Source organism: Microbacterium umsixpiens (assembly GCF_053543675.1).
Genome location: NZ_JBLVOH010000093.1, coordinates 29,648 through 41,502 on the forward strand (window position 1 = coordinate 29,648; position 11,855 = coordinate 41,502).

Sequence of the window (11,855 nt, forward strand, 5' to 3'; positions counted from 1 at the left end):
TCCCCATCGGGGCCGAACCCGTCACCCGGGATAACGAGTTCCGTCGCTCAGCCGCACGGAGGCTCCCATGTGTACGGCGATCTGCCGTACACTCGACTTCATGAGCACCTCGACTTCTCCGCTGAAGAGCGCCCGTCTGGAGTTCCGCGTCACGGCGGATCAGAAGGAGACGATCGAAGAGGCGGCCGCGATCGAAGGTCGTACCGTGACCGACTTCTCGGCTTCCGTCCTCGTGGAGCGAGCACAGGAGGTCATCGAGCGCGAACGCCGATTGCTCGTCGATGCCGTGCGGTTCGACGCCTTCATCGAGGTGATGGAACGCCCGCCACGCACCGTCGAGGGCCTCCGCGAGCTGCTGAGACGTGAATCCGTCTTCGTTGACTGAGTTCCTGACGCCGCGGCCCCTTGCGTCCGGCGACAAGCTGTCCGACTTCCGCTGCGGCGAGGAGAGCCTCGATATCTGGCTGCGCGGCCGGGCCCGCTCGAATGAGAAGAGCGGCGCCTCGCGCACGATGGTCTCGGTGACGCGGGAGGGGAGGGTTGCGGGGTACTACTGCCTGGCCTCCAGCGCCATCGACCGAGGAGACGGACCGCCACCGCTCGCCGCCGGCATGCCAGCGTCCGTTCCTATCGTGTTGTTGGGGCGACTGGCCGTGGATCAGGAGTACTCGGGCTGCGGCCTGGGTTTCTCGCTTCTGCAGCACGCGACGATGCGGGCGCTCGAAGCCGCAGACGCCATCGGCGTCCGCGCCATCCTGGTGCACGCGATCAACGACGAGATCGTCCCGTTCTACGAGCGGTTCGGCTTCACCGCCTTCCCGGATGCGCGTCGCACCCTCTTCCTCCTGGTGAACGACGCCCGCGCGACCCTCGCGCTGTGACGGGGCATCCGAGTCCCCGGAGTGACGCACTCGGATGCTCACGCGAACGGGAGTCTCGTACTCTGACACGAACCGTGAGGAGAGAAATGGACGACCAGCGCCGCAACCGGAGCCTGCCGGGCGACCACGTCATGTGGATCCACGTCTTCGTGTCGGTGGTGGCTGCGCTGTTCATCTTCATGAGGATTCTCGAGATCGCTGGGTGCACGGCTCGCTGCGACTATCCCGCAATAGGCTCGTCCACTCACGCGTTCTGGTGGACGGATCTCTCGCTCTTCATCGTCGCCGCAGGCTCCTACGGTTACTTCAGGTCTCGAATCCGAAGGTCCTGGATCATCCCGACGAGTGGCGTCGCCCTCACGCTGATCGCGTTCGTCGTCGCCAACATGGCGCTGAGCGCCGCGTTGGGCCAGTTGTAGGGCGAGAGGCAGCGGAGGCAGACGTCACGGGTGGTTGGGGTCCTCTAGTCAGCGGGAGACAGCCTCGTCGCCGTGATCTCGGCATCGACCGCCGCGCGCAGCCACGCGGCGTAGCGGTCGGTGGTCCACCCGGACTGCGCGACGAGCTGCTGGTAGCTCTCGGGGGAGAGCAGGAACGACAGGGCGTCGGCTGTCGTCGCCTCATCGATGCCGGGGGCGGCGATGCCGCGCCGTCGCAGCTCCGAGACCAACATGCGGTAGTCCGCGCCGCGCCGCGCCAGGATGCGGTGCAGGGCGGCGTCGACGACCGGGTCGGAGAGTGCGGCACCGAGCAGCACCGTCCACAGCCCGTGACCTCGCGCGTTCGCAGTGGTGATCTGGGTCAGCACCACATCGAGGAAGGCCTCGTCCGGCAGCTCGAGCAAGCCGGCGGCGACCTCGGTGTCGGCGAGGGAATCCGCGCCCTCCGATCCCGAGAACGTGGTCTCGAATGCGGCGATCAGCAGCTCGGCCTTCGCGGCCGTCGTCTTCACGGTCTCGGCGGACACTCCTGCCTCCCGGGCGATCGCGGCGATCGTGGTCGCCTGATATCCCTGCGTCGCGAACAGGCGGGCGGATGCGGCGACGATGCGCGCGCGGGTCTCCTGCGCCTGGCGGGCGCGCAGTTCCGATCGGTAGGCACGGGGAGTGGCCTCAACCATTGACTTTCCTAACAGGGTGATGAATACTACGACGGTACATCCGATCTTAGGGAAAGAATCCGCCATGTCCCGCTACCTCATCACCTGCACGCCCGCGCACGGCCATGTCGTGCCCTTGCTGCAGATCGCTCGCCACCTCCTCTCCCGCGGCCACGACGTGAGCTTCCTCACGAGCGGCCGCTATGCCGAACGCGTGCAGGCCGCTGGTGCGCGCTTCCTCCCGCTGCCCGTCGACGCCGATGTCGATCTCGACGACGCCGACGGCGCGTTCCCCGAGCGTCGGGGGCTCACCGGTCCCGCAGCCCTGCGGTTCGACATGAGCAACCTCTTCGTCCGCCCCGGCGCCGCGCAGCTCGCCGCGATCCGCGCCGAACTCGAAGCCCGCCCCGTCGACGCCGTCCTCACCGAGCCGCTCTTCGTCGGCGGGGCGCTCCTGCAGCTGCTGCCCGCGCACGAGAGGCCGCCCGTCGTGGTGCTCGGCATCTTCCCGCTCGGGGCGCGCAGCGCCGACACGGCGCCGTTCGGGCTCGGTGTCACCCCGATGCCCGGCCCCCTCGGCCGCTTGCGCAACGCCGCCCTCCGCACGGTCGCCGAGCGCGCGATCTTCGGTGGAGTCCAGAAGGAGGCCGACGCGATGGCGCGGCGCGAGGTCGGCCGCGACCTCGGCGGCTTCGTGCTCGACTGGGCGGGCCGTGCCGACGCCTACGTGCAGTTCACCGTGCCCGAGTTCGAGTACTCGCGCCCCGACCTTCCCGCCACCGTGCACTTCGCGGGACCGCTGCCGCCGTCGCCGTCCGACCCCGTCCTGCCGGAGTGGTGGTCCGAGCTCGACGGTTCACGGCCGATCGTGCACGTCACCCAGGGGACCATCGCCAACTCCGACTTCGGGCAGCTCGTGCAGCCGACGATCGCCGCGCTCGCCGCATCCGATGCCCTGGTCGTGGTGTCGACGGGTGGCCGCCCGGTCGATGCGCTGGCCGGAAAGCTGCCCGACAACGTGCGCGTCGCCGAGTACCTTCCGTACGACCGTCTGCTGCCCCTCGTCGATGTGCTGGTCACCAACGGCGGCTACGGCGGCGTGCAGCAGGCGCTCGCGCACGGGGTTCCGCTCGTGGTCGCCGGGCAGACCGAGGACAAGGTCGAGGTCTGTGCGCGAGTGGGCTGGTCGGGTGCCGGGGTGAATCTGCGCACGAGCACCGCGACGCCGGCGCAGGTCGCGCGCGCCGTGGAGCGCGTGCGGTCGGACCCCTCCTATCGCGCGAACGCCGAGCGGATCGGTGCGGCCATGCGCGATGCCGATGCGTGGCTGTCGCTCGACCGGTCCCTCGACGAGCTCGCGGGTCGGTGGGCGCGGGTCCGGGGCGGCGCCCGGAGCTGACCCCGCGCTAGAAAGCGCATTCCGGCGCATGGATGCAACGCGTTGCAACCCCATCCGGTATACCATTCGGGTATACGCCCAGAGGTGTCAGTCCCCAGCTGACCATGGGCGGGGCGGCTCAGCCGCCATGCGGAGGGAGAGTCGATCTTCTTTCGATCCCGAGGGGGGATGGGGTGGGAGTTCGGTCCCCAGCCGACACCCACCCCCACACTCGGACTCCGCCTCAGTTCATGCGGCTCAGGAACCAGAACGCGGCGAACGCGATCACGACGATCAGCGGCAGCCACGTGCCGCCGCGCTTGAGCCGTCGTCCCTGCGGTGCGACGCCCGGCGGCGGCGTGAGCAGGCCCGCCGGCGCAGCGAACGGCAGCGCCTGGCCTGGAACCGTTGCGGATGCCGTGGCGCCCGGGTTCTCGGCGACCAGGCGCTCGTCGCGCCACCGCGCCCACTGATCGAACTTCGTCAGCAGCGCGCCGACCGTGCCGAACAGCCAGGCCCAGGTGGCGGGATCGAGCGTCGACACCTTGCGCTGCGTGTACAGGAAGAGCCAGTCGTCGACGATCTCGACGTCGAGCTGCGCCGCGTTGTCGATGAACCGCGCCATGATGTCGGGCGTGAACAGGTAGAGCGCATCGCGTTCGTAGCCGGACGGGCAGTACAGGGTGAAGTGCTGGTCGAAGTCGCCCTCGAGCGACAGGCGCTGCTCCTTGTGGAACGAGGCGGGCAGGTTCGAGCCGAAGCCGTTGTTGCCCTTCGCATCGAGCACGATGTTCGGCAGCGGTACGTCGAGCTTCACCGCGACATAGCCCCAGCGGTAGGTGGTCGAGTTCTTCCCCGACTGCACCGTGTATTGGTAGTTGCCGAACTCCACGAAGCGCGGCCTCGTGCCCCGCAGCAGGTCGGTCGACTGCCGCGACCGGCCGAGGCTGAAGATCATGCCGGGCAGGGGAGGGTCGGCCACCTTCGGCTCGTACGACATGCCGTTCGCCTGCGCGAACCGATGCAGCCGGTACCGCGTGGCCCGCGCGTTGCGCACGCCCATCCAGATCATGACGCCCGCGGCCGCCAGCAGCAGGACGATCAGCACCAGCGGGATCGCCATCGCCGACGGGCTTCCGCCGAGCGACGCGATGCTCACGATCACGCTGACCATGACCGGGATCAGTACGACCGCGGCGATCGCCACGGCGACGATGCCGATGACGGTGGATGCCGACGTCCGCGACGACGGACGCGAACGCAGCTCCGCGGCGAAGGCCCGCACGGCGGCCGCATCGACCGGGTCGGTGAGCGGTCGCGCGTCGAAGGTCGCCTGCGGCGAGGTCATCGGTTCACCGTGTCGGCGTCCCAGGTGAGGTCGGCGCCCTCCGGGATCGCGAAGGCCTCGAGCCGCTCGTGGGCGCAGAGCGCGTCGATCAGCGCGGAGGAGCCGGCCACGATCGTCGAGTCGAAGTCGACCTCGCTCACCATCACCCAGGCGTGATCCTCGGGCCACAGCAGGCTCGGGCTCTGGGGCGGCCGGGGGAACCCGCGCTCTTCCGCGATGCGATCGCGCCACGGAACCTGCCGGGCCCACTCCGGGTCGGCGAAGGCGCGCGGCGGCGCCGAGAACAGCACGTGATCGCGCATCGGGAGCCGGAGGCGCGGCCCCTCGGAGATCTCGCGCGAGAGGATGCCCTCCTGCCAGGTGGGTTTGCGGAAGACGTTGTTGAACGGATCGTGCGTGCTGCGATCGAGCATCGCCTGATGGTTCGGGTCGTCCGTGAAGGTCGGGGAACCGCCGGACGGGGTGATGCCGTAGAAGCCGAACAGATCGCCGCGTCCCTCCCAGAGCGCGGCGTAGCCGGCATCCGGAGTCTGCGTGTGGTCCACGAGGTGCGTCGCGATGGCCGCCAGGTGCTCCGGGGCGAGCTCGCCCTCCAGCGGGGCGGAGAACTCGCGACCGTCCGGAGCGATCCGCGTGCGCCAGTCCTCATCGGTCGGTGTCCGCACGATCCGGTGCCACTGTGCGAGCGGGTGCAGGGTCGTGTCGAAGGCAGCGGCCGTCTGCGCCCAGGTGGCAGGCTCGTCGACGAACTGCCCGCGCAGCGCCTGCTGCTCCGACTCGGGCAGCCGGTCCCACTCGTCCGAGGTCGGCACCGCACGGTCCGGGAGCGAGCGGACGATCGCCGGATGCAGGATCCGCGCATAGGCGGCGAAACCGCGCGGGACCACCGAATGCATCGTCTCGAGGTCCGTGTCGAGTCGCTCGCGCACCCAGGCTCCCGCCGAGGGATCAGACATCCACTCCATGCGACCACGCTACCCGGCCGTAAGGTGAGACCCGTGTCCCCGACAGCCGCGCCTTCGTCCCGTGCGTTCGCCCCGGAGTATCCGATCCGCACCGAACGCCTGATCCTGCGTCCGATCACCCCCGATGACGCCGCCGCCATGCACACCTACAAGTCCGACCCGGATTCCGTGCGCTACGTGCCCTACGGACCGCTGGAATTCGCCGACATCGAGCGGCGCATCGCCACGATCTGGTCGAACACGCGCTTCGACAACGAGGGCGACGCCGTGAGTCTCGCCGTCGAGGAGCGTGAGACCGGCGCGCTCGTCGGCGACGTGGTGCTGTTCTGGCGCAGTGAGAAGGACCGTGCGGGCGAGGTCGGCTACATCTTCGACCCTCGCGTCGCCGGCCGCGGCTACGCGACCGAGGCCGTCGCCGCACTGCTCGCGCTCGGCTTCGACGGACTCGGCCTGCACCGCATCGCGGCACGGATCGACGACCGCAACACGGCATCCGCGCGGGTCGTCGAACGGCTCGGCTTCCGGCGCGAAGCGCGGTTCGTGGAGAGTGAGTGGTTCAAGGACGAGTGGGCAACCCTGCTCGTCTACGCGCTCCTCGAAGACGAATGGCGCGGTCCTGACGGCGGGAAATGACGAGACGGCGTGTGATCGGTGATCGCACGCCGTCTCGGGCCGCCTTCGGCTACTGCTTGAGCATGGCGACCGCGAGCTTGTGCTCGTCGTCGATCAGGTGGGAGTGGTCGTCATCACCGAGGTCGATGCGCACCCACTCGATCGTGCCCGTGAATCCGTTTCCGGTCGCGCCGTAGTCGGGCGACACCGGGGAGGCCAGGTCGCTGCCGACGTCGACCGTCTCGTCGAACGTGAACTGGAACGGGATCGTCTTCTCGACACGACCCTCACCGATCTTCTCGTCGCCGGCGTAGAGGGTGACGGTGCCGCCCTTGGCGAGCCCGCCGCCGTCGTACGCGAAGTGGGCGCGCACCTCTTGTTCGCCGGTCGGGACCGGGGAGTCGGAGCGCACGATGTCGACATCGATACCGAGCAGGTTGTACGCGAAGGCGAGATTGCCGTCCTTCGCATAGAACGACCAGCCGCCGTAGGCGCCGCCCTGGGCGATGAGCACGCCGTCGGCACCCGCATCCGGCACCGAGACCTGCGCGGTGACGGTCCACGACTTGTTCTTGATGTTGATCGTCGAGTTCTCGCTCATGCGCTTCATGCCCGGGTAGAACTTCTGCGAGTCGCCGGTGATGAGCTGCGGGCGCCCGGCGATGTCGGGATTCATCCGCTCGGCGGACCGGATGTCGAGCGGGAGCACGTTGAAGCGGGCCGCCTGGATGAGGAAGAGGCGCTGCAGGTGCGCCAGGCGCTCAGGCTCTGCTGCCGCGAGATCGTTCGACTGGGTCCAGTCCTCCTCGACGTTGTAGAGCTCCCACACGTCGTCATCGAGGCCGTGTGACGAGGCCAGCCAGGGGTCCTTGTGCTTCGCCACGGCCGTCCACCCCTTGTGGTAGATCGCGCGGTTGCCGAGCATCTCGAAGTACTGCGTCTCGTGCTGCTCGGCGGCGTCGGCATCCGCGAAGGTGTAGTTCATGGGCGTCCCCTCGTAGGGACGCTGGGTCACACCGTTGACGGTGGTCGGCTCCGGGATGCCGGCTGCGGCGAGCACGGTCGGGGCGACGTCGATCACGTGACTGAACTGGTTGCGGATGCCGCCCTTCTCCACTCCGCCGTTCGGCCAGCTGACGATCGTGCCGTTGCGGGTGCCGCCCCAGTGGCTGGCCACCTGCTTGGTCCACTGGTACGGGGTGTCCATGGCGTGCGCCCAGCCGACCGCGTAGTGGTTGTACGAGCTCGGCGTGCCGATGTCGTCGATGTGGTCGGCGACGTACTGCTCGGTCTCGATCTCGTTCATGTGGTTGATTGTGAAGCTCTCGTTGGTCGTGCCGTGCATCGACCCCTCGGCGCTCGCGCCGTTGTCGCCGATGATCACGTAGACCAGGGTGTCGTCGAGGATGCCGAGCTCTTCGTATGCGTCGAGCAGACGGCCGACGTGATGGTCGGCATAGTCGAGGAATCCGGCGTACACCTCCATCTGCCGGGCCAGGGCGGGTTTGATCAGATCGCTCATCTCGTCCCAGGCGGGGATGCCGGGGCTGCGCTCGGTGAGCACGGCGTCGGGCGGGATGACGCCGAGCTCGAGCTGACGGGCGAAGGTCTCCTTGCGGATCTCGTCCCAGCCCTGATCGAACTGGCCCTTGTACTTGTCGGCCCATTCGGCGGGCACGTGGTGCGGAGCGTGCGTGGCGCCGGGAGCGAAGTAGGTGAAGAACGGCACCTCGGGGGCGAGCGACTTCTGCTCCCGCACCCAAGCGATCGCCTTGTCGGTCATGTCGCCCATGAAGTGGTAGCCGTCCTCCGGCGTCCCCCAGGGTTCGATGGGGGTCGTGTTCTCGTAGATGGCCGGATACCACTGGTTCGTCTCGCCGCCGAGGAAACCGTAGAAGTACTCGAAGCCGTTGCCGGGCGTCGGCCAGCCGTCGAACGGTCCGATCGCGCTCGCCTGCCACACCGGGACCTCGTGGCACTTGCCGAACTGCGAGGTGTTGTATCCGTTGAGCTTGAGCGTCTCCGCCAGCGGCGCGCAGCTGTTCGGTCGCAGCGAGTTGTAGCCCGGCGCCGAGGTCGCGATCTCGGTGATGCCGCCCATCCCGACCGTGTGGTGGTTGCGGCCGCTGAGCAGGGCCGCCCGAGTCGGCGAGCACAGGGCCGTCGTGTGGAAGCGCGTGTACTTCAGTCCCGCGGCCGCGACGCGCTCGAAGTTCGGCGTGTGCACGGGGCCACCGAACGCGCTCGATGCCCCTAAGCCGGTGTCGTCGATGAGGACGACCAGCACGTTCGGCGCCCCCTCGGGCGGTCGCACCGGGGTGATCGGAGGGAACGCGGTGTCCGGATCAGTCGCGTCGTAGGTGACCGTGCCGGTGTACGCCAGGTCGGGGATCGGAAGGCTGGAACGCTGCAGGTCGGACATGACACTCCTACGACTCTCGGCGACGGGGCACACGTCGCCTCTTGCGGCACAGCCTAAGGATGGAGGCGAGGAGCCCGGCGGCCGGATCACCCGACGCGGGTGATGGTGGCCGACGTATCCCGCATAATCGAGGGTGTGACTGCGACAGCAACCCTCCCCTCCCTCGACGGCCGCCGCTTCCGGATGGTCTCGTCCACGACTTCTGCGGTCGACCCCGAATCGCCCAGCATCTTCGAGTACTTCGAGCGCGACGGCGCGATCTGGGGCGGATACGAGGGCGACACGGTCACGTTCGGCAAGTTCGTCGGCACCCGCACCGCTGACACGATCTGGGTGTCTTTCGTGCACGTGCTCAAGGCCGACGGCACCGTCGTGACGGGGGACGGCGAGAGTGAGCTCGAGCTCACCGACGACGGCGGCATCCGCCTGGTCGAGCACTACGAGATGCACGGACTCCCGCAGCTCAGCGTGTGCGAGGAGATCGCGGCCTGACGCCTCAGCGGGTCGCGGGTCGCGGGGCTCAACGCGGGGGCAGCGCGTCCCGGCCCGCCGTGGCCGGCGTCCAGCGCGTCATCCCGAGCGGGATCTCGGTGCTGCGCTCGGGCAGATCGGCCGGCAGCAGGTAGGGGCGGCGGATCACCTCGTCGAGCACGACCACGCTGACCACGGTCCGCACCTCGGGGAGCTGGGCGATCACCCCCGTGGAGAACTCGTGCACACCGCTCACATCGACAGCGCGGATGAGCAGCATCGCGTCGTGCTCTCCGGTGGTGATGGCGCACCACTCGACATCGGGCATCTCGAGCACGCGCTCGCGGAACGACGCCCAGGCCTGCGGCATCACCGTGACGAACACGAGTGCGCCGATCGAGAGTCCGGCCTTGGCCTGATCGACCCGGGCGCTGAAGCCCGTGATGACGCCGTCGTGCACCAGCGACTCGACCCGTGTGTACGCACTCGCGCGGGAGATGCCGACCTTGTCGGCGAGAGCGGCGATCGAGACGCGACCGTTATCACGCAGCACATCGAGGATTCTGTATGCCGTCTCGTCCAATGGGGCGGCACTTCGTCCAGAATGCTTCGACTGATCCGCATCCTTGCTGGACATATTGCTCCTCACGACCGACGTTCTGGACAGAGCGTGCGGGGACCACGCCCACTCGCTGGACACATCGTCGCATATGATGCGAATCTGAACCCCGGTCGTCCACATCGGTGGCGACTCACCCGAATGTACTCCTCGCCCCTGGAGGTCCTCATGTCGTCACGCCGTATCACGCCGGTCATCGCGCTCGGAGCGGTCGCGATCTTCGCGCTCGCCGGATGCTCGGGAGGGAACTCGGCCGGTAACGGCAACTCCTCCGGCTCCGACTCGCTCGTCATCGACACCGCGTTCTCGATCGAGACGGCCGACCCGGGTCACACCTACGACCCGACCGGCAACATGATCGCGAAGGCGCTGTACGAGACCCTGGTCGACTTCGAGGGCTCCGACGTCTCGACCCCGGTGCCCGGCCTCGCCTCGTGGGAGCAGAACGACGAAGCGACCGAGTTCACGTTCACGCTCGAGGGTGACCGCGTCTTCTCCGACGGCTCGCCGATCGAGGCGAAGGACGTCGTCTTCTCGCTGCAGCGCATCCAGGGCATGGCCGACGCCAAGCCGAACTTCCTGCTCGGCGGCCTCACCATCACCGAGGTCGACGACAAGACGATCCAGATCACGTCCGAGACCCCGCTGCTCCAGCTGCCCGCGATCCTCGCGAACCCGGCGCTCGGCATCGTCAACTCCGACGTGGTGATCGAGAACGGCGGCACGACCGACGGCACCGACTCGGCGCAGAAGTTCCTCGACGGCGAGTCCGCGGGTTCCGGTCCCTTCGTCCTCGACACCCTCGACCTCAGCTCGCAGGTCGTGCTGACGAAGAGCGATGAGTACAACGGCGACGAGGAGGCGGCGTTCAAACGCGTCGTCGTCCGCAACGTCTCCGAGAGCGCCACGCAGCTCGCCAACCTCAAGGGTGGCGACTCGATGGTCGCGATGGACCTCAACGGCGACCAGGTTGCCGGCCTCGGCGACGGTGTCACGGTCGACTCGGTTCCCTCCGGGCAGACCATCTTCCTCCTGCTGAACCAGTCCGAGGCCGTCGCCGGTGAGCTGGCGAACGTCAAGATGTCCGAGGCGATCCGCTACGCGCTCGACTACGACGCGCTGCTCGAACTGGCCGGCGCCGGCTCCGTGCAGGCGACCGGCGTCATCCCGCCCGGATTCGAAGGCGCCCTGGAGTCCGGCGTAGATCAGGACCTGGACAAGGCCGAGGCGGCACTCGCCGAGGCCGGTTACACGGGTCAGACCCTCCAGCTGAAGTTCCCGAACGACTACCCGGTCGGCGGCGTGGAGTTCACCCCGCTCGCCGAGCGCATCCAGGCGCAGCTCGAGGATGCCGGCATCACGGTGGAGCTGGCCCCCGCGCCCTTCGCGACCGAGCTCGACTCCTACGTCAACGGCACCGAGGGCTTCGGCCTGTGGTTCTGGGGTCCGGACTACGCGGACTCCGCGAACTTCCTGCCCTTCGCGCCCGGCCTGAAGGTCGGACTCCGTGCCGGCTGGGCTGCTGAGGCCAACCCCGAGATCGCCGGAATCGCCGCCGGTGCTGCCGCGGCGACCGACCCCGAGCAGCGCACGGCCGCGTTCACCGAGTTCGCCGAGGCGATGCAGGCCGAGGGCCCGTTCGTCCCGCTGATCGTCCCGGGTCGCAACATCTCGTCGGCCGACAGCGTGAGCGGTGCGGTGTACAACTCCGTCTGGGAGATGGACATCGCCGAGATCACGCCCGCCGGCTGAGCGGACATCCCATGACGACAGTGGCAGTGCAGAGGCAGGCGCAGCGGCGCCGATCGCCTCTGGTCGGATACCTGCTGCGGCGGGCGGGCACGTCCCTGCTCCTGCTGGTGGGCGTGACGATCGTGACGTTCGCGCTCACCAACCTGGTGCCGGGAGACCCGGTCTCGGCCGCGCTCGGTGAGGGCGCGTCGCAGAACCCGGCGACGCGCGAGGCGTTCATCAAGGCGAACGGACTCGACCAGCCACTGTTCGTGCAGTACTTCATCTATATGGGGAACCTGCTGCGCGGGGACCTCGGCACGGGGGGG

The 11,855-nt window shown here is 68.5% G+C and carries 12 protein-coding genes and 1 pseudogene; 8 read left to right on the forward strand and 5 right to left on the reverse strand.

The window, feature by feature from the left end; translation table 11 throughout:
- The first annotated feature begins 100 nt into the window (after positions 1–100).
- The 3 genes from ACNPM4_RS09360 to ACNPM4_RS09370 all read left to right on the forward strand — a co-directional run bounded on the left by ACNPM4_RS09360 (position 101) and on the right by ACNPM4_RS09370 (position 1,300).
- Positions 101–385, forward strand: a complete 285-nt coding sequence (locus tag ACNPM4_RS09360) for a type II toxin-antitoxin system TacA family antitoxin (protein ID WP_105712038.1) — start codon at positions 101–103, stop codon at positions 383–385.
- Positions 378–881, forward strand: a complete 504-nt coding sequence (locus ACNPM4_RS09365) for a GNAT family N-acetyltransferase (RefSeq protein WP_448985491.1) — start codon at positions 378–380, stop codon at positions 879–881. Before ACNPM4_RS09360 ends, ACNPM4_RS09365 begins: the two co-directional genes overlap by 8 nt.
- Before the next feature lie 86 nt (positions 882–967).
- The gene (locus ACNPM4_RS09370) at positions 968–1,300 is read left to right on the forward strand and encodes a hypothetical protein (RefSeq protein ID WP_448985492.1); all 333 of its coding nucleotides are present in this window, start codon (positions 968–970) and stop codon (positions 1,298–1,300) included.
- A 44-nt stretch (positions 1,301–1,344) separates the two neighbouring features.
- On the opposite strand, the gene ACNPM4_RS09375 is transcribed toward ACNPM4_RS09370, so the two are convergent.
- Positions 1,345–2,001, reverse strand: a complete 657-nt coding sequence (locus ACNPM4_RS09375) for a TetR/AcrR family transcriptional regulator (RefSeq protein ID WP_448985493.1) — start codon at positions 1,999–2,001, stop codon at positions 1,345–1,347.
- A 64-nt stretch (positions 2,002–2,065) separates the two neighbouring features.
- Between ACNPM4_RS09375 and ACNPM4_RS09380 the strand changes: the two genes are divergently transcribed.
- On the forward strand, positions 2,066–3,379 hold the full coding sequence (locus tag ACNPM4_RS09380; protein ID WP_448985494.1) for a glycosyltransferase: 1,314 nt from the start codon (positions 2,066–2,068) through the stop codon (positions 3,377–3,379).
- A gap of 223 nt (positions 3,380–3,602) precedes the next feature.
- On the opposite strand, the gene ACNPM4_RS09385 is transcribed toward ACNPM4_RS09380, so the two are convergent.
- Together ACNPM4_RS09385 and ACNPM4_RS09390 are read right to left on the reverse strand one after the other, a co-directional pair.
- The gene (locus tag ACNPM4_RS09385) at positions 3,603–4,706 is read right to left on the reverse strand and encodes a DUF3137 domain-containing protein (RefSeq protein WP_262002392.1); all 1,104 of its coding nucleotides are present in this window, start codon (positions 4,704–4,706) and stop codon (positions 3,603–3,605) included.
- A complete protein-coding gene (locus ACNPM4_RS09390; RefSeq protein WP_448985495.1) occupies positions 4,703–5,662 on the reverse strand; it encodes a hypothetical protein in 960 nt (319 codons plus the stop codon). The genes ACNPM4_RS09385 and ACNPM4_RS09390 overlap by 4 nt, the downstream gene beginning before the upstream one ends.
- 42 nt (positions 5,663–5,704) lie before the next feature.
- On the opposite strand from ACNPM4_RS09390, the gene ACNPM4_RS09395 reads away from it, so the two are divergent.
- Entirely contained in the window at positions 5,705–6,304 is a 600-nt protein-coding gene (locus ACNPM4_RS09395; protein WP_448985496.1) for a GNAT family N-acetyltransferase, read from the forward strand.
- 49 nt (positions 6,305–6,353) lie between these two features.
- Here ACNPM4_RS09395 and ACNPM4_RS09400 read toward each other — a convergent pair whose 3' ends face one another.
- Positions 6,354–8,705, reverse strand: a complete 2,352-nt coding sequence (locus tag ACNPM4_RS09400; protein ID WP_448985497.1) for a sulfatase-like hydrolase/transferase — start codon at positions 8,703–8,705, stop codon at positions 6,354–6,356.
- Between the two features lie 135 nt (positions 8,706–8,840).
- Here ACNPM4_RS09400 and ACNPM4_RS09405 point away from each other — a divergent pair, with 135 nt between their 5' ends.
- Entirely contained in the window at positions 8,841–9,197 is a 357-nt protein-coding gene (locus tag ACNPM4_RS09405; RefSeq protein WP_231481877.1) for an avidin-fold protein, read from the forward strand.
- Between the two features lie 28 nt (positions 9,198–9,225).
- Here the strand turns inward: ACNPM4_RS09405 and ACNPM4_RS09410 are convergent, their stop codons facing one another.
- Positions 9,226–9,813 carry an Lrp/AsnC family transcriptional regulator gene (locus ACNPM4_RS09410; protein ID WP_237682566.1) on the reverse strand — a complete coding sequence of 196 codons (588 nt, stop codon included), beginning with the start codon at positions 9,811–9,813 and terminating at the stop codon, positions 9,226–9,228.
- Positions 9,814–9,963: 150 nt separating this feature from the next.
- Here ACNPM4_RS09410 and ACNPM4_RS09415 point away from each other — a divergent pair, with 150 nt between their 5' ends.
- Positions 9,964–11,547 carry an ABC transporter substrate-binding protein gene (locus tag ACNPM4_RS09415; protein WP_417503286.1) on the forward strand — a complete coding sequence of 528 codons (1,584 nt, stop codon included), beginning with the start codon at positions 9,964–9,966 and terminating at the stop codon, positions 11,545–11,547.
- An 11-nt stretch (positions 11,548–11,558) separates the two neighbouring features.
- Positions 11,559–11,855 (forward strand): annotated as a pseudogene (locus ACNPM4_RS09420) (ABC transporter permease); the annotation flags it as partial.